Here is a 16,616-nt window from a genome sequence, read left to right on the forward strand (position 1 = left end):
TCCCCTTGGCTGGCCTGCATGGCGTATGGAGTCGAAGTGAACGCATTTCTGCAAATGCTGCGGGGTCTCGGGCCGATGCGCCTGGCGGCCATCGCTGGGGTGGGCATCAGCGTCCTCGGCTTTTTCATCTATCTGATGAGCCGCGTCGCCGCACCGCAGATGGAACTTCTCTATGGCGATCTCGATCTGTCGGATTCGAAGCAGATCATCGAGCGCCTGACCACCGAGAAGGTTCCTTACGAGCTAAGGAAGGAGGGCACCGAAATCTGGGTGCCCAAGGACCGCAAGCTCGACCTTCGGGTGCGAATGGCTGAACAGGCGCTGCCTAGCGGTGGACGCATGGCGGGCTATGAACTGTTCGATAAACAGGACGCGTTCGGCACCACCAGCTTCCAGCAGAACATGACGATGGTCCGCGCCATGGAAGGCGAATTGGCCAAGACGATCCGTTCGATCGATAAGGTTAAGGCGGCCCGCGTCCATCTCGTCCTGCCCAAGCGAGAGGCATTCTCCCGCGATACACAGGAGCCGTCGGCATCGGTCATCCTGAAGATGCAGGGGAACCAGCGGCTGGAAAAAGGACAGGTTCTGGCTATCCAGCATCTGATCGCCGCCGCCGTTCCCAAGATGAAGCCGTCGCGAATTTCGATCGTCGATGACAAGGGAACCCTGCTGGCCAAAGGCTTCGATAACAGCCAGGAATACCTCGCCCAGACCGCCGAGGAGATGCGTCTGAATTACGAAGCCCGGCTGGTCAAGACCATCGAGGATCTGCTGGAACGCTCGCTTGGCCCCGGTCGGGTCCGCGCCGAGGTCAATGTCGAGATGGACATGAGCCGGGCCGTCACCACCGAGGAATCCTACGATCCAGAGACCAAGGTGGTCCGGTCGCAGGTCACCATCAACGAAGGTGAGCAAAGCCAGGATGCCGAGCCGACTCCGGTCACGGTGCAGCAGAACCTGCCCGATCCCAATGCCAGCGCCAACGGCAACCTGAGATCGTCGAGCAAATCGAGCAAGAACCAGGAAACCGTCAATTACGAGATTTCAAAGAAGACCAAGAATACCGTCCGCGAGATCGGCGAAGTGCGCAAGGTCTCGGCGGCCGTGTTGGTCGATGGCGTCCGCGAGAAGTCGGCTGACGGCAAGCAATCCACCTATCGCGAACGCACCCCCGAGGAGATGGCTCAGATCGAGGCGTTGGTTAAATCCGCCATCGGTTTCTCCAAGGATCGAGAGGATCAGGTCAAGGTCGCCTCGATGGCGTTCTACAAAGGCGAGGAACTCGACCAGATCGAAGATCCGAGTGAGTTCATCTTCGGCATGCGCCGCGACTTCGTTGAGAAGATCGCCTCGAACCTGGGCCTGTCGATCGTCGCCATCCTGTTCCTGCTGCTGGTGCTGCGTCCGCTGATCAGCCGCGCCATCGAATCGATGCAGGGTCAGGTTGGTCCCGACGGCCGCCGCCTGTTGACCGCCGAAGGCGGCGGCATGCCGCAATTGACCGGCCCCGGTGCCGTCGCCCTGGCCGCGCCCGGCCTGGGCGAGGAAGAAGAAGTGATCGCCGACGAACTGATCGACATCGACAAAGTTGAAGGCCGCGTCAAGGCGTCGTCGATCCGTAAAATCGGTGAAATCGTCGAGAAACACCCCGAAGAAGCCCTGTCGATCATTCGCAGCTGGCTTTACCAGGAAAATTAACCCGGTCCTCGATCGGACGAGTTCTAACGGAGCGCCCAATCCATGGCCCGCATGAAGGAAGATTACCGCAGTCTGACCGGCCCGCAGAAGGCGGCGATGTTCATGCTGTCCCTGAACGAAGAGCATTCGGCCAAGCTCTTCAGCATGATGGGCGACGACGAGATCAAGGAACTGTCCCAGATCATGGCCAGCCTGGGCACGGTGTCCGCCAATCTGGTCGAACGGGTGTTCGTTGAATTCGCCGACGCACTGTCTTCGACCGGATCGCTGACCGGATCGTTCGATACCACCGAGCGGTTGCTGATGAAGGCCCTGCCCCGTGATCGCGTCAATTCGATCATGGAGGAAATCCGTGGTCCCGCCGGACGCACGATGTGGGACAAGCTGGGCAATGTCAGCGAGCAGGTGCTGGCCAATTATCTGAAGAACGAATACCCGCAGACGGTGGCGGTGGTCCTGTCGAAGATCAAGGCCGACCACGCTTCGCGCGTTTTGGGCGTTCTGCCTGAGAATTTCGCGATGGAAGTGATCATGCGCATGCTGCGGATGGAAGCCGTGCAGAAGGAAGTTCTGGATGGCGTCGAGAAAACCCTGCGCACCGAGTTCATGACCAACCTTGCCCGTACCCAGCGGCGCGATTCGCATGAATTGATGGCCGACATCTTCAATAACCTCGACCGCAACACCGAAAACCGCTTCATGAGCGCCCTCGAAGAGCGCAACCGCGAGAGCGCGGAAAAGATCAAGGCGCTGATGTTCACCTTCGACGACCTGATCCGGATCGATTCCGCCGGCATCCAGGTTCTGCTGCGCTCGGTCGAGAAGGACAAGCTGGCGATTGCGCTGAAGGGCGGGGCCGAAGGGGTCAAGGAACTGTTCTTCAAGAACATGTCCGAACGCGCGGGCAAGATGCTGAGGGAAGACATGGAGGCGCTGGGGCCGGTTCGCCTGCGCGACGTCGATCAGGCCCAGTCGGCGATCGTCGTCATGGCCAAGGAACTGGCCGCCTCGAACCAGATCGTGATCTCGGAAGGCCGCGAGGAAGACGAACTGGTCTATTAATGAGCGCCCGGCGTTTGAGGGACCGTAAAATAAATGGCCTATAGAAAGTACATGTTTGACCTCAATTTCGATCCGCCCGGTGGCGACACGCGACAACGCGTGGAGGCGGATGCCGAAATTGTAATGCCCGACCCTGCCCCGCCGCCGGTCGAGATCGTGCCGCCACCGCCGACCTTCACCGAGGAGGATTTGCAATTGGTGCGCGAATCCGCCTTCGAGGAAGGACGCCGCAGCGGATTGGACGAAGCAATCCTCTCGACGGAACGGCAAATGGCCGACGCGATGGCGATGCTGGCGAGCGGATTAAGCGCGTTAAGGGAAGCCGAGGCCAACTCCGCCGACGAAGCCCAACGGGTCGCGTCCCGCGTGGCGATGGCGGTATTGCGTAAGATTTTACCCGCCACCTGCGAGACCAATGCTTTCGAGGAGATCGTTCGAACCGTCCTCGATTGCTTCTCACACGTTCTGGACGAGCCTCGAATCATCGTCCGCGTTGTCCCCAGTCTGGTCGATCCGGTACGGGAACGGCTGGAAAGTCAGGCCGGACAGCATGGATTCGAGGGGCGGGTCGTGGTTCAGGCCGATCCCCGCCTGCCCCCCGGCGATTGTCGGGTGGAATGGACCGATGGCGGGGCCGAACGCGATCAGGCCCGCCTGATCGCCGACATCGAAGCTGCGGTCGAACGTGCCCTGGCCCCACCGGAACGGACATCGGGCACCGCCGATGCCGTGGATTAAGGGACCGGGGCCAAACCAAGGGTAACGACGCCCGCAGAGTGGCACCCAGCGATTGACAGCAATATAAACCAGATGATGGGGTTCCCGGCCCAGGGCCGGACGCGGAGGACAAAATGCCTGATTTCGAGTTGAACGATCTGAAGTCCGAGGGTGACGACCATCAACAGCGTGGAGACGTACCCGACAGCCCGCGTTCGGCCCGCGATCTGGAGGCGGTGTACGACATCCCGGTGCAGGTCTCGGCGGTGCTGGGAAAATCGACAATGCAGGTCAACCAGCTTCTGAAGCTGGGGCGCGGCGCGGTGGTCGAACTGGACCGCAAGGTCGGTGAAGCGATCGACATTTATGTCAACAACCGACTGGTGGCACGTGGCGAGGTGGTCGTAGTCGAAGACCGCCTGGGCGTGACAATGACGGAAATCATCAAGACCGACCGCGCCTGAGCGGTGGCTTGAGGAGGGAGAGCGACCAGATGCGACTTCTCATCATTGGCACCCTGGACGGGCAGATCGGTGCCGCCAGCCAGATCGCCATGGCGCGAGGGGCGAAGGTCCGACATGTCGTCACCTTAGAGGCGGGACTTGAAGAACTGCGCGGTCAGGGTGCCGATCTGGTGATGATCGATGTCAAATGCGACATCCGTACCCTGATCGATTCACTGGAAGCAGAGCGGATTGTGGTGCCGGTGGTCGCATGCGGCATTGCCACGGACGCCTCGGCGGCGGTGCGCGCCATTAAAGCGGGAGCTAAAGAGTACATTCCACTACCTCCAGACGCAGAATTGATCGCGGCCGTGATCGCGGCGGTAACCCAGGAAAGCCACAACATCGTCTTCAAGGACCCGCGGATGTCCCAGACGTTGAAGTTGGCCGAACAGGTCGCCAATTCCGACGCCTCCATCATGATTACCGGTGAATCCGGCACCGGCAAGGAACTGGTTGCCCGTTTCATCCACAAGAAAAGCCGCCGCGCCGACAAGCGCTTTGTCGCGGTCAATTGTGCCGCGATCCCGGAAAATCTGTTGGAATCAGAGTTATTCGGTCATGAGAAGGGCGCGTTTACCGGCGCGGTGGCCCGACGGATCGGTAAGTTCGAGGAAGCCAACGGCGGCACATTGCTGCTCGATGAAATCTCCGAGATGGACGTGCGGCTGCAATCCAAGTTGCTGCGCGTGCTCCAGGAGAAGGAAATCGACCGCGTTGGAGGCAGCCAGCCGGTAAAAGTCGATGTCCGCATCCTCGCCACCTCGAACCGCCAGATGGAAGAAGAAGTGCGCAAGGGCACCTTCCGCGAGGATCTTTACTACCGTCTGAACGTCGTGACACTGGCCCTGCCGTCCTTGCGCGAGCGTCCGCTCGACATCACCGTACTGGCCGATCACTTCATCAAGCGCTACAGCGAGGCCAACGGCCTGCCCTACCGCGCGCTGTCCGCCGAGGGGCGGCAGATGCTAATCCGTCATTCCTGGCGCGGCAATGTCCGTGAATTGGAAAACTGCATGCATCGGGCCGTTCTGCTGGCGCAAGGCTCCGAGATCGGGGCCGAGGCGATCTTGTTGTCGGGGGGGCCGGTCGGCACCAATCCCGATCCGGTGGTTGCCCAGGCGACGGCGGCGGCGGCATCGGTCACGGCGGTCAGCCCGACCGGTCTGGTCGGCAAGACCGTGGCCGAGGTCGAACGCGACCTGATTCTCGATACGTTAAACGCCTATCTCGGCAACCGGACCCACGCCGCCAATATCCTGGGAATCTCGATTCGCACGCTGCGCAACAAGCTGAAGCAGTACGCCGACGACGGCGTTCCTGTGCCACCGCCCGCGGGCGGTGAACCCGACCGCGCCGCGTTGTAAGGAAACAAGACGATGGCCGAAGGCGACGCGGTAAGCGGAACCCTGGCGACACGGCAGGCGTTCGGACGGTTGGGCGCGGCGATGCGCCGGGGCGACGTCGCCCTGGCCGCCGGCGTCATGTTGATCCTGACGGTTCTGATCCTGCCGCTGCCGGCCTGGGCACTGGACGTCGGCCTGTCACTGTCGATCACGATTTCCGTTTTGATTCTGATGGTGGCGATCTTTATCGAGAAGCCACTACAATTCAGTGCCTTCCCGACAGTCCTGCTGATCACCACCCTGATCCGACTGGCTTTGAATCTGGCCTCGACCCGGCTGATCCTCTCGCACGGCCATGAAGGAGTCGAGGGCGCGGGGCAAGTTATCGCCGCGTTCTCCAGCTTCATCATGAGCGGCAATTTCGTCATTGGCATCATCGTCTTTGCAATCCTGGTGATCGTCAATTTCGTCGTCATCACCAAGGGTTCGACCCGTATCGCCGAAGTCGCGGCACGCTTCACCCTCGACGCGATGCCGGGCAAACAGATGGCGATCGACGCCGATCTGTCGGCGGGGTTGTGCGACGAGCCGACCGCACGCAAGCGCCGATCCGAGTTGGAGCAGGAATCAGCCTTCTTCGGCGCAATGGACGGTGCGTCGAAATTCGTCCGGGGCGACGCTGTTGCCGGTCTGTTGATCACCGCGATCAACATCGTCGCCGGAATGGTGATCGGGATGGCCCAGAACGGGCTGACCTTTGCCCAGGCCGCCGACATCTACACCAAGCTGACGGTGGGCGACGGCCTGGTAACCCAGGTTCCGGCGCTGATTGTCTCGGTCGCCGCCGGCATGCTGGTAACCAAGGCGGGCATCCAGGAATCAGTCGATAAGGCGCTGTTCGCCCAGTTGGCGGGCTATCCCCGTGCGGTGGGTATGGCGGCGGGGCTGATGATGATGATGGCGCTGGTACCTGGAATGCCGTTCCTGCCGTTCGCGGTACTGGCTGGGGGGATGGGAACGGCTGCATTTTTCCTCGACCGACGCAAGCGGGCGATCAGCGAAAAAGAAGTCCAGATTCAGGCCGAGCAGGCATTGCAACAGGCTCCGGTGCCCGAGGAACCGATTTCAACCGCGCTGAGGATCGATTTGATCCGGCTGGAACTGGGCTATGGCCTGCTCCAGTTGATCAACAATCCCAAAGGCCAGCGCCTGACCGACCAGATCAAGTCGCTGCGCCGGGCCGTCGCGACCGAAATGGGCTTCGTGATGCCCAGCGTCCGCATTCAGGACAACATGCAGCTCCCAGCCAACACCTATGTCGTCCATATCAAGGAAGTCGAGGCCGGACGGGGCGATTTGCGCCCCAATATGCTGCTGATCATGGACCCGCGCGGCGAAGACATCTTACTGCCGGGAGAAAAAACGCGCGAACCGACCTTTGGCCTTCCGGCGATGTGGATCGACCCGGCGGCACGCGAAGAAGCGTTGTTCCGAGGCTATACCGTGGTCGATCCGCCGACGGTAATCACCACCCACTTGACCGAGGTGGTGAAGGACAACATGTCCGAACTCCTCAGCCACGCCGAAACGCAGAAGCTGCTCGACGATCTCGATAAAGAGCAACAGAAGCTGGTGGCCGAGCTGATTCCGACCCAGATGACGGTTGGCGGCTTGCAACGCGTGTTGCAAAACCTGCTGGGTGAACGCGTGTCGATCCGCGACCTGCCGACCATTCTCGAAGGCATTGCCGAAGCCTGCGGCCATACCCGTAACATCACCATGATCACCGAGCATGTCCGCTCGCGTCTTGCCCGTCAGATTTCGGATTCCAATTGCGGGCCGCAGGGCTTCATTCCGTTGCTGACCCTGTCGCCAGAATGGGAACAGGCTTTTGCCGAATCCCTGGTCGGAGCGGGCGAGGAAAAGCAAATCTCGATGGCACCGACGCAATTGCAGGATTTCATCGGCCGGGTCCGCCAGACCTTCGAGCGCTTTGCGATGCAAGGCGAGACCCCGGTACTGCTGACCAGCCCGATGGTACGTCCCTATGTCCGCTCGATCATCGAGCGGTTTCGCCCGATGACGGTGGTGATGGGGCAGTCGGAAATTCACCCCAAGGCCCGTATCAAGACACTGGGGCAGATATGATGACAAAGCGGAGTCAAAACCCTAGACGGAGGGCACGCCGATGCGGCTGAAATCCTTCACCGCGGCGACTATGTCCGAGGCGATGGAAATGGTCCGCTCCGAACTGGGCGACAATGCCATCATCGTCTCAACACAGCGGGCCGCAGGAACCAAGGGTGTGCGGATCACCGCCGCGCTGGAATCAGTTGACGCCGATCTCGCCGTCGCCGAAATGCTGGGGGAAAGCGACGGTTCGGCCGCCGCAGATGCGATCCGGGCGGCACTGACCGAACACGGTACGCCACCACGTCTGATCGAACGGCTCGTCAATGCCGCCCGTGCCGCCGAAATCTCCGATCCGATTCAGGCCTGCTCCGCCGCGCTGGAAGCCGGATTCACCTTCGCCCATCTGCCGGAACATTCCGCCCCGCGCCCCTTCATACTGGTCGGGCCGAACGGATCGGGAAAAAGTGTGACGGTCGCCAAATTGGCGGCCCGCTCGGTGTTGAAGCAGCGGCGCGTAGGGGTCATCACCTGCGACAATATCCGCGCCGGAGCAATCGAACAATTGGCCGCTTTCACCTCGATTCTGGAAATCGAGCTGGTGCGGACACGAGGGCCGGATTCGCTGGCCCGCGCCGTCGAGAACTCGCAGGGACGATTCGATCTGACCCTGATCGACTCGCCGGGCCTCAACGCGTTCAGACCCAGTGATATGGACTATCTACAAAGCCTGATCGAAGCAGCCGACGTTGAACCGATTCTTGTCCTGGCCGCTGGAAGCGATGCGATCGAAGCGGGCGAGATCGCCGAATCCTTTGCCGCCACCGGGGCGACCCGACTGTTCGCCACCCGGCTTGACACCACCCGCCGTCTGGGCGCGATTCTGGCCGGCGCAGAGGCCGGACAATTGGCCCTGTGTGACGTCTCGGCCAGCCCACATGTCGCCTCGGGCCTGTCATCTATCTCCGCAATTTCTTTGGCCCGGCTGATTATGCCGCCGCCACCTGCCGCTGCCGACGCCGACGCCGACGCTACACAAGACGAAACATTCTGGACCGAGGCATCCGCATAATGAGCACGCCCGACGCTCCCACCCTCGCGCCACACCCGACAGTTCGAGCCAAGGGGCGGAACATCATCGCCGTCGCCTCGGGCAAGGGAGGAGTGGGCAAAACTTGGTTTGCCATCACCCTGTCGCACGCTTTGGCCCGCGCCGGTCAGAAAATCCTGCTGTTCGACGGTGATTTGGGGCTTGCCAATGTCGATATCCAACTCGGCCTGATGCCGAAAGCCGATTTGGGCAGCGTCGTCGCCGGGCGGATGACACTCAATCAGGCGGCGGTCGCCTTCGGTGCCGGTGGTTTCGACGTCATCGCCGGGCGTTCTGGCTCGGGCACGCTGGCCAATATCCCTCTGTCTCGGCTCCAGATGTTGGGCGACGATCTGGTAACGCTGTCGGGCGGCTATGACCGGGTGGTGGTCGATCTGGGGGCCGGAGTGGAAAAGTCGATCCGCACCTTTTCGCAATCGGCAGGAACGATCATGGTGGTGACCACTGACGAGCCGACCTCTCTAACCGACGCCTACGCCTTCATCAAGGTCACCAGCATGGAGCGGCCGGGCAGCGATCTGCGTGTCGTGGTCAACATGGCAAACTCAACGCGCGAGGGCGAGCGGATTTACAGTACCCTGCTGAAGGCGTGTGAGGGCTTTCTAAAGATCTCGCCACCGCTGGCCGGAGTCATCCGCCGCGATCTCAAGGTCCGCGAGGCGATCCGCAACCAGACTCCGATCATGACCCGATCCCCCAACGCCGAAGCCGCCGCCGATGTCGAGGCGATTGTCGAGCGTCTGGTCAGCACGAGATAGGAAATGGTGGATAGCGTCCTGCCGCCGACAGCACCGACCACGGCGGCGTCATCGCCGGTTCCGGCGACTGTGATGAGTCCGGCAGACGCAGAAACCGCCGAAGCGGTCGCCCGGCTGGCAGCAGCGGGATCGACGACGGTGGACGGAATCCTCGCCGCCATCACCGGCCAGCCGCGATCGGCCGCCAAGATCGCACTCCCCAACGGCTCTTTCCTCGACCTCAAGATTCCGCCCGGATTTTCTGTCGGTCCCGGTGCCACCCTCACCTTCCAATTTCAGCCGCAGAATGACGGCTTCGTCCTCCGGCTGGCCGCTGTCAATGGACGCGCCACCGCAGGCACCCCAGCCGCCACGCTGGCAGGGGGCGGGCCAGGCGGAGCCGGTCTCCCTGTCCCCTCCGCGACCACAGGCGGAGGCGTACCGTCTTCGACCGGAACCGTGACAGAACAAAACGCGGGAATAAGCAGCGGGCGCGCGGCCGGTGCGACCGCCCCCTCAGCCGGTCCGGTTCTGCTGGCGGACGGTCTGCCCGGCTTGACCGCGACGGTATTACGTCCGGGGCGAGCGGTTCCGCCGAACGGCTCCGGCGGTGTTTCACCGCCCCAAAGCCCGACGGCCGGCACCGCACCATCTGTCGGCACAGCCCCTTCTCTTGCCGTCGCCCCCTTCACTGTACCGTCCGCCTGGACCAATCTTGCTCCCGGCACCCAGCTTCATCTCCGTTTCATTGAAGCGCGCCCCGCTGCGGACGGTGGTATCCCCCCCGAACGCAGCCTCCCCGGCACGAATTCAATGCCGGCATCGCCCGGACAGGCGTTAGCGGCAGCGGATGCGAGATCAGCCACCGCCCCCGTTATCTTGACCGGCCGGGTGCTGACAGCCCCTATTCCAGGCGGCGGCGCGCAGGTGCAGACCGCCGCCGGTCTGCTCTCTCTGCCCGCCGGCCTGTCACTGCCAGTCGGCGGAATGGTCTGGCTGGAGGTCGTGGGAATGCCCGTGCCACCGCTTCCAGCGCCATTGCCACTGGCGCCCGGACTGGGAACCGGCGGCTGGCCCGCCCTGTCCGAAGCAATCAACCTGTTGACGAGAGACGATCTTCAAGCCGCCGAGCAGCTGATTCGGGATCTTCCCCAAGCAGGGCCACGATTGGCGGCGGTCCTGATGCGCTTTGCCGCCTCGGTACGCAATGGCGACTCCCGCCTGCCCGGCGGCGAGTCGACTCAACGCGGATTGGACAAGATCGGACGACATGATCTGGCGGAACGATTGCGGGGGGACCTCAGTGCCTTAAGCGAGGAATCGACCCAGCCGCGCGGCAAGACGGGGGAATGGCAGACCCTGACGATGCCCTTCCTCAACGGGGCACAGATCGATCCAATCCGTCTCCATGTCCAAACCCCGCCGGAAGACGAGAAAAAACGCCAGAGCGGCGGCGGCGAAAAGCGCTTTATTCTCGAAGTCCAGATGAGCCGGTTGGGCCGGATTCAGTTCGACGGGCTGGTGCTGCGCGAAAGCAAGCGCTTTGACCTGATCGTTCGCACGCATCTACCACTCGACCATACGATCTGCCGCGATATCACCGGAATCTTCGGCGATTGCGCCCAACTGACCGGGATCAAGGGCGGGGTGTCGTTCCAGTCTGGGCGGCCCTTCGTCGAATTGCCGCCCAGCGCCACCGCCGCAACCTGCCTGATGGTTTAATCCGACCTCTAATCGTAAAAGCTGCTAAACACCTTATAGCTGCTCTTCGCCATATTCAGCGCGGAAGCGCTGGATCTTCCGTCGTCATCCAGCAGGCTGATCTGATTGCGTTCGGTGCGCAGGGCCGCGCTTCGGTTGAGCGCGGCAAGATCACTATCGCTCCGCTGAGACAAGCCGCCCAACAGGGCATCGGACGATCCCCCTTCGCCACCAACGCCCCAAGAGGCCATCTTGGCCCGCTGGGTCGCCTGCTGGCGAGCGAGCAGGTCCCGTCGCTCCGTCGCTTGGGCTTGGCGGTCGGATTCGATCATTTGGTTCTGAACGGCGACCTGCTGCGCCCGCGCCTTAGCGGAAGAGGACGCGCTTTGAGCCTGAGTAACGCTCCCGGCCAGCGACAACGCGGCAGGGATGATATTGGTAAATCCAGACATGGGAGCCTGATCCTTTTCTCTAAGAGAGCTAAACGCGGTTTTTCTTGTCCTGGGAACGCTTGACCACCGAGACACCCAGAACGCCGAGGGCGATACCCCAAATCGGCGAGGTGTTGACCAGGGCAGTGATAATCGTCGGCGCTTGAGCGGGCTGATCGATGATCGCCCACGACACCGCTCCCATCGTCGCGGTCCAGGTCAGAGCGACGGCATAACCAAAGGTCGGCCGCCAACGTCGGACATAGGCATCGGAGCTGACGGCCTCGACACGCATCGTTGCGTTGATCTCGGCCAGTTGACGGCTTTCCTCGCGGGCTAAAGCCAGATCGTGAACCATCCAGGCTTTTTGCAGCGCCAAGGCCAGATTGGGATCGGCCTTGATCGCGGCCAAGGCAGCAGCGCCGCTATCCTTGCCGGTGACCTCGCGGGCAACGGAAATCGCGGTATCGGCAACCTTTGCCACCTTGGACTGGTCGTCGCCACTCACCCAACGGATCAGACCGGGAACAAACTGGGCCAGACCGAGGGCGATTGAGATCGGGTCCATCGCGGCTCTCCTATCTCTGGCCGGTCTGGACCGCATCCAGCTTGGCTTCGATCCGAACCAGATGCTCGGTCAGACGACGCTCGACATCCTTCAAATAGCCGGTGGTGGCATAGCTTTTCGCCACCTCCAGCTTGTAGGCGGCCAGAGCCTCGCGCATTTGGCCCAAACCGAGGTCGAAGCGCCGTTCCAGGTCGTCGATCCGACTGTCCCACTCCTGGCGCGACCGCCAAAGCAGCAACGCCATCGCCCCGATCACGGGCAGTTCGATCGCGGTAACCCACCAACCGGGGTCGAGAAGAGTATGATCCATCGCAGCACGGCTCCTTCGGGCCTCAGAGTTCGAAATCGGTGTGAGCTTGCAGAGCACCCCCGCCAGGACGCCAATCGGCGCGGGGAGGCGCGGCCGACCGCCGCCGTCCCAGCCGCACCGGCTGAGACAGCAAGCATCCGGCAACGGCATCGAGTCCGTCGTCCCGTCCCTTGCCACCCGGCAACCATTCCCGCATTTCGGCGATAAAGGGGGTGTCCCACACACTGCGGTGGGCGTGGAGTGCCCCGGCAGCGAGAACAGCGTCAAAAGCATCGACGATCCGCTGGTCCTTGGCCCGCTTCGAGGCTGTCTCGACCACGGCGCAGGACAACCCCGACCGGGCGATCTCGCGCCGCAGCAAACCGGGCAGAAAGCGACCCAATCCATTGGTCTCCAACTGAACCGCGGGGAGATGCAATTCGGCGGCGAAGTTGGCAACCTGACGACAAAGCTGGCTGGCTTCGTCGGTGTCGTCGCACCGCGCCGGGTCATGTTCGAGATAGCGGACGCGATGCAGCCAATAGCCGCCCTCTTCGTCAGTGAAGATCGCCGCCACCACCGAGGCATCGCCCTTGCCGGGAGCGCCATAGGCCGGGTCCCACCAACACGAGGCCGAGACCATCCGCTTGCCGCCCAGAGTCAGCAGCGGAACCCCATTCCCCTCGGCATAAACCAACTCGGACTCGTACAGCCGGAGTCGGTCTGGATCGAGTCTGCCGTCGGCGATGTTGACCGGGCGCAACATCATCTGGCTGTCGAACTTGTTCGGACCCGACCGCTTGCGCAATTGGGCAATCCGGTCGAGAGGAAAGCGCTCGGGCCAAGCGCTACGCCCGGCGCTGTCGATCAGCGGTATTTCCAGACGATGAAACGAGTCGAGGAACGGCCGCGATTCCCCGGCCTCCAACCGGGCGGTGTCGGCATAGATCGTATAGAAACTATGCGGCGTCCCGACATAAAGCTGGGTTCCCCCCGGCACCATCACGTAATCGATCTCGGCCAACCGCTCGCGCAAATCGGCCCGCTTGGGTGCGGTATCGCAAGTGTTTGGCACCTCAACGTCGTCACAAATCACGATTTCAGCACGCGACCCGGTGATGTTGGCACCGATACCCCGCGCCACCATCGACGGGTCGCGCAACTCGCCCGGCCGGTTGACGGTGAATTGATCGGCCGCCCACTGATCGCGCCGCTTCGGCTTTAATCCCTGGGTCAGCGGATGGCGCTCTACGATTCGCTTGACGTTGCGCACCATCTTTTTCGCCAAGGCAAGGTCGGCGGCCAGCACCATGATCCTGAGGTTAGGGTCGGTCCACAGCAGCCAGGCGCAATAAAGGCCGACCACCGTTGATTTGCCGCTGGAGCGGAACGCCATCAGCAACAGATCGCGGTCCTTCCAGTAGCGGCGTTCAGCCAGCCACCGCGCCATCCTGATCTGATGACGCGGCGTTCCCAGTCCCTGACGCTCGTTCCACATCAAAACGAATTCAGGAAAATCGACGGCACTCATTCCCCGTCCCCACATTCGTCGTCCTCATCCTCCAGCCCGGCCAAAGCGGCACGGGCACGAGCCAACAATCCTTCGATTCCATCGGTTTCCCCGATGGAGACGGTCCCCCCTTCGGCCCAGCGGGCCAGCTTGACCAGCGAATCGACATGGGCCAACGCGGCCTTGGCGGCGGCGTGCCATGCGGCAAATCCCTTGGCGTCATCGGGAGGCGGCGTCATAACGAAGGTCTCGTATCCAGTGACCGCCGCCGCGATGCGATCGGGCAGAACCAGCGCGAGCCGCCGGCGCAAACCGGCAAGATCCTCGGCCATCGCTCTCTCCTTAATGCTCTTGAAGCCTAGGGCTTTGCGAAGAAGGGGTGCGCCTTGATCTCGGCGAACTCGGCCTTCATCGTCTCGATTGTCGCATCGCTGCCATTGGCGGCGTCGAGATGGGCCTCCATCTGACGGCGAACCGGCCAACGGAGTTCATAGGCGATGCGGCGCTTCGTGACATACGCCACGTCAGACGGATCAAGCTGCTGCGCGGTCAGCGCGGTCTCGACAGACGCAATTAAATCGGCAATCCATGGGGCCATATCGGTCACTCCGCATAGAGGGCCGGAGCGGCGATGCGCTGGGCCTTGGAATTGAGGATTTTGACGCGAGCCATCAGTGCGGTGCCGCTAGGCTGATCACTCAGCTTGGCGCGGGCACGCAACACCGTATAGGTGCCGTCAAAACTCACCATCGGTGTGATCGTCGCCGGACTCCACGTCGTGCCGCCGTCGCGTGACAACTCGACGGTCAGGTCGGTACCGAGCAGAGAGGCCGGTCCAGACACGGGGGAGGGTCCGGTATAAATATAAGGGGCAACCGTTCCGGCGTTGAGTTGTGCCCCCCAGAGATCAAACGACGTTGTTCCGGCTTCGCCCCAAATCTCGAAGGGTGCGGTATTGCCAACGACAAATATACTCACCGTATATCTCTGCCAATCCGGCGTCAGAGTGTAGAAATTTACATTATTACCTCCAGTGTTGTCGATCAGAGTGGCGGCGATATTAACCCCACCTCCATTTGATTTTGCCCAGAAAGACAGCGTGTACATGCCGTTTCCTGGGATTGCTGACAACTTCAACATTCTGTTCGAATAAGAAGATATATTAGAAAGTCTATCAGCCAACGTACCGTCCACATTCGACGTCACCGTGCAGGTTCCGTATTTTATGTAGGACGGATCTTCAAACTGCTCTGAATAGGTCAGCAGGTTGGTAACAATGCTGTCGTCCTTATACAGCGCATAGAGCGATGCATAAGCCGGAGGGGTGGAGACAGGGATCGGGGCAGACGAGACTAACGTGGCATTTGACAGCGTAAGCGCTTCCATCATCTGGATTTCATAGACAGCCCAGGGAGAATTGGCGACCGAGGCATTCGAATTAGCCAGAACTCTCCACTGCGTAGAGGCCAGTCCAGGAGGAAGGCGGAGTGTCTGAGGGGTTGAGACCTTAGGTTCAAGAGCGATCGTTGACACATCAACCCAAGAAAAACCGTCCCATTTCTGCACGATCACGCTTGAGATGTTGTTGTTAGAAGGCGGCTGCGTGAGCATGATCTTTCCAATGCGTCGCGCCGTGGCACCGAAATTATAGCCGATATACGCAACACCAGCAGGGGCACCCTGAGCACTGCCCCACCATGACGAAGCGTTGCCGTCGAAAGCACACGACGCGGACGTTCCGCTGTAATCGCCACTGGAAATCGCGACCCCACCAGAACAAATATTCGGTCCATAAGACTCGACGCCTGCGCTGTAATAAGGAATAGCACCCGGCGCAAAGCTATATCCGCTTGATCCGCTGGCCCACTCATCGGTGGAAAGTTCCCATTGCTTGCCCTGAACCAGAGCGCCGGTGCTCACCCCCGTATTCAGCAACTGACGCAGGTTAGACAGCGCGATCTGCCCTAGAACCGGCGTCATCGCCGCCGAAAGAGACGTTGCGGCCACCTCCATGGCCCAGGCGGTGCTGGCATCGGCATAGCTCTTCGCCGCGACACCGGCGATGGTGGCGGCACTGTCGGCGTAGGCTTTTACCGCCCGCTGCGTCGCCACACGCTTGTCGCTGGCTGCCGCCATGACCGGATCGGCATCAAGCGAAAATCCCACGGCAGAGACAGCACTGGCCGCAGCAGCGGTTGCCGTGACGGCGGCATTTATCGCCTCGGAGGCCCGAGCCGTCGCCGTCGCCGCCGAGGCGGAAGCTGTCTGAGCGCTGGCACACGCTTCCGTGGCCCGAAGCGTAGCCTGGGTCAGCATCTGATCGACATCGGTGACGGAATTTTCCAGACCGGTAGCGGCGGAATTCCATTTGATGGCGCGCCCAGGCATCGGCTCGGGCAGGGTCAGATCAGCGGTCGAACTGCTGGTATGGGCGCGTTTGACGGCGCGACCGACATCCTCGGCCACTTGTTGGACTGACATCGTTTGGTAGTCGAACTCGTCGTTGACTACTTTGGCGCGGATGATGCCGTCATCGTGGAAATCGCTGGTACGCCGCAATGTCAGGCGGCGGCGCAGGGTAACAATGGTCCCTGCGGATGGAGCGGCGACAAAAGCGACGGAGCCGCCCTCGGATGTACCAGCGCCGGAAACGGAATAAGCCGACGCGCCCTGACGGGCCGCGCCGACCCACACCTCGATATCGGCGGCGGCAAAGATCGGAAAGGGATAGGGAAAAACGGTCTGGCTGCCATTAGCCACGTATTGCGCGCGCGGCGAGGCATCGCCGACCTGGATATGTCCAGTCATGG

General features: G+C 61.7%; 16 protein-coding genes. 9 read left to right on the forward strand and 7 right to left on the reverse strand.

Translation table 11 applies throughout. The annotated features are described in order from the left end of the window. Positions 1-18 precede the first annotated feature (18 nt). From fliF to PHAMO_RS11335, 9 genes are all read left to right on the forward strand, one after another. Entirely contained in the window at positions 19-1,701 is a 1,683-nt protein-coding gene (gene fliF, locus PHAMO_RS11295) for a flagellar basal-body MS-ring/collar protein FliF (protein WP_002729481.1), read from the forward strand. 42 nt (positions 1,702-1,743) lie between these two features. Then, positions 1,744-2,763, forward strand: coding sequence for a flagellar motor switch protein FliG (gene fliG / locus PHAMO_RS11300; protein ID WP_002729483.1), 1,020 nt, complete (start codon positions 1,744-1,746; stop codon positions 2,761-2,763). Between the two features lie 33 nt (positions 2,764-2,796). Continuing rightward, positions 2,797-3,501, forward strand: a complete 705-nt coding sequence (locus PHAMO_RS11305; RefSeq protein ID WP_040566877.1) for a FliH/SctL family protein — start codon at positions 2,797-2,799, stop codon at positions 3,499-3,501. Between the two features lie 113 nt (positions 3,502-3,614). Further along, the gene (gene fliN, locus PHAMO_RS11310; RefSeq protein ID WP_002729486.1) at positions 3,615-3,944 is read left to right on the forward strand and encodes a flagellar motor switch protein FliN; all 330 of its coding nucleotides are present in this window, start codon (positions 3,615-3,617) and stop codon (positions 3,942-3,944) included. A gap of 29 nt (positions 3,945-3,973) precedes the next feature. Then, the gene (gene flbD, locus PHAMO_RS11315; RefSeq protein WP_002729489.1) at positions 3,974-5,350 is read left to right on the forward strand and encodes a sigma-54-dependent transcriptional regulator FlbD; all 1,377 of its coding nucleotides are present in this window, start codon (positions 3,974-3,976) and stop codon (positions 5,348-5,350) included. 12 nt (positions 5,351-5,362) lie between these two features. Further along, the gene (gene flhA / locus PHAMO_RS11320) at positions 5,363-7,477 is read left to right on the forward strand and encodes a flagellar biosynthesis protein FlhA (protein ID WP_002729491.1); all 2,115 of its coding nucleotides are present in this window, start codon (positions 5,363-5,365) and stop codon (positions 7,475-7,477) included. Between the two features lie 40 nt (positions 7,478-7,517). Then, positions 7,518-8,531, forward strand: a complete 1,014-nt coding sequence (locus tag PHAMO_RS11325) for a flagellar biosynthesis protein FlhF (RefSeq protein ID WP_002729494.1) — start codon at positions 7,518-7,520, stop codon at positions 8,529-8,531. Continuing rightward, entirely contained in the window at positions 8,531-9,328 is a 798-nt protein-coding gene (locus tag PHAMO_RS11330) for a MinD/ParA family protein (RefSeq protein WP_002729496.1), read from the forward strand. The genes PHAMO_RS11325 and PHAMO_RS11330 overlap by 1 nt, the downstream gene beginning before the upstream one ends. Before the next feature lie 3 nt (positions 9,329-9,331). Next, positions 9,332-11,029 carry a hypothetical protein gene (locus PHAMO_RS11335; RefSeq protein WP_002729497.1) on the forward strand — a complete coding sequence of 566 codons (1,698 nt, stop codon included), beginning with the start codon at positions 9,332-9,334 and terminating at the stop codon, positions 11,027-11,029. Positions 11,030-11,037: 8 nt separating this feature from the next. On the opposite strand, the gene PHAMO_RS11340 is transcribed toward PHAMO_RS11335, so the two are convergent. Genes PHAMO_RS11340 through PHAMO_RS11370 form a run of 7 tightly spaced genes read right to left on the reverse strand, consistent with a single transcriptional unit; the run spans position 11,038 to position 16,614 of the window. Then, the gene (locus tag PHAMO_RS11340) at positions 11,038-11,460 is read right to left on the reverse strand and encodes a hypothetical protein (protein ID WP_002729499.1); all 423 of its coding nucleotides are present in this window, start codon (positions 11,458-11,460) and stop codon (positions 11,038-11,040) included. Between the two features lie 28 nt (positions 11,461-11,488). After that, entirely contained in the window at positions 11,489-12,007 is a 519-nt protein-coding gene (locus PHAMO_RS11345; RefSeq protein WP_002729501.1) for a 3TM-type holin, read from the reverse strand. A gap of 10 nt (positions 12,008-12,017) precedes the next feature. Continuing rightward, positions 12,018-12,317: a hypothetical protein gene (locus tag PHAMO_RS11350; protein WP_002729503.1), complete on the reverse strand. Its 300-nt coding sequence runs from the start codon at positions 12,315-12,317 to the stop codon at positions 12,018-12,020. Positions 12,318-12,339: 22 nt separating this feature from the next. Beyond that, positions 12,340-13,827 carry a phage terminase large subunit gene (gene terL / locus PHAMO_RS11355; protein WP_040566879.1) on the reverse strand — a complete coding sequence of 496 codons (1,488 nt, stop codon included), beginning with the start codon at positions 13,825-13,827 and terminating at the stop codon, positions 12,340-12,342. Continuing rightward, positions 13,824-14,138, reverse strand: coding sequence for a hypothetical protein (locus PHAMO_RS11360; protein ID WP_002729507.1), 315 nt, complete (start codon positions 14,136-14,138; stop codon positions 13,824-13,826). Before PHAMO_RS11360 ends, terL begins: the two co-directional genes overlap by 4 nt. A 26-nt stretch (positions 14,139-14,164) precedes the next feature. Beyond that, entirely contained in the window at positions 14,165-14,404 is a 240-nt protein-coding gene (locus tag PHAMO_RS11365) for a hypothetical protein (RefSeq protein WP_040566881.1), read from the reverse strand. Between the two features lie 5 nt (positions 14,405-14,409). Then, a complete protein-coding gene (locus PHAMO_RS11370) occupies positions 14,410-16,614 on the reverse strand; it encodes a phage head spike fiber domain-containing protein (RefSeq protein ID WP_002729514.1) in 2,205 nt (734 codons plus the stop codon). Positions 16,615-16,616: the final 2 nt, after the last annotated feature.

It is taken from the genome of Magnetospirillum molischianum DSM 120, from assembly GCF_000294655.1.
Taxonomy (GTDB): Bacteria; Pseudomonadota; Alphaproteobacteria; order Rhodospirillales; family Magnetospirillaceae; genus Phaeospirillum; species Phaeospirillum molischianum.

What these genes read in the sequence shown, in the direction of transcription:
- fliF (WP_002729481.1), top strand. Translation starts at nt 19, where the DNA reads ATGGCGTATGGAGTCGAAGTGAACGCATTTCTGCAAATGCTGCGGGGT.
- fliG (WP_002729483.1), top strand. Translation starts at nt 1,744, where the DNA reads ATGGCCCGCATGAAGGAAGATTACCGCAGTCTGACCGGCCCGCAGAAG.
- PHAMO_RS11305 (WP_040566877.1), top strand. Translation starts at nt 2,797, where the DNA reads ATGGCCTATAGAAAGTACATGTTTGACCTCAATTTCGATCCGCCCGGT.
- fliN (WP_002729486.1), top strand. Translation starts at nt 3,615, where the DNA reads ATGCCTGATTTCGAGTTGAACGATCTGAAGTCCGAGGGTGACGACCAT.
- flbD (WP_002729489.1), top strand. Translation starts at nt 3,974, where the DNA reads ATGCGACTTCTCATCATTGGCACCCTGGACGGGCAGATCGGTGCCGCC.
- flhA (WP_002729491.1), top strand. Translation starts at nt 5,363, where the DNA reads ATGGCCGAAGGCGACGCGGTAAGCGGAACCCTGGCGACACGGCAGGCG.
- PHAMO_RS11325 (WP_002729494.1), top strand. Translation starts at nt 7,518, where the DNA reads ATGCGGCTGAAATCCTTCACCGCGGCGACTATGTCCGAGGCGATGGAA.
- PHAMO_RS11330 (WP_002729496.1), top strand. Translation starts at nt 8,531, where the DNA reads ATGAGCACGCCCGACGCTCCCACCCTCGCGCCACACCCGACAGTTCGA.
- PHAMO_RS11335 (WP_002729497.1), top strand. Translation starts at nt 9,332, where the DNA reads ATGGTGGATAGCGTCCTGCCGCCGACAGCACCGACCACGGCGGCGTCA.
- PHAMO_RS11340 (WP_002729499.1), bottom strand. Translation starts at nt 11,460, where the DNA reads ATGTCTGGATTTACCAATATCATCCCTGCCGCGTTGTCGCTGGCCGGG.
- PHAMO_RS11345 (WP_002729501.1), bottom strand. Translation starts at nt 12,007, where the DNA reads ATGGACCCGATCTCAATCGCCCTCGGTCTGGCCCAGTTTGTTCCCGGT.
- PHAMO_RS11350 (WP_002729503.1), bottom strand. Translation starts at nt 12,317, where the DNA reads ATGGATCATACTCTTCTCGACCCCGGTTGGTGGGTTACCGCGATCGAA.
- terL (WP_040566879.1), bottom strand. Translation starts at nt 13,827, where the DNA reads ATGAGTGCCGTCGATTTTCCTGAATTCGTTTTGATGTGGAACGAGCGT.
- PHAMO_RS11360 (WP_002729507.1), bottom strand. Translation starts at nt 14,138, where the DNA reads ATGGCCGAGGATCTTGCCGGTTTGCGCCGGCGGCTCGCGCTGGTTCTG.
- PHAMO_RS11365 (WP_040566881.1), bottom strand. Translation starts at nt 14,404, where the DNA reads ATGGCCCCATGGATTGCCGATTTAATTGCGTCTGTCGAGACCGCGCTG.
- PHAMO_RS11370 (WP_002729514.1), bottom strand. Translation starts at nt 16,614, where the DNA reads ATGACTGGACATATCCAGGTCGGCGATGCCTCGCCGCGCGCGCAATAC.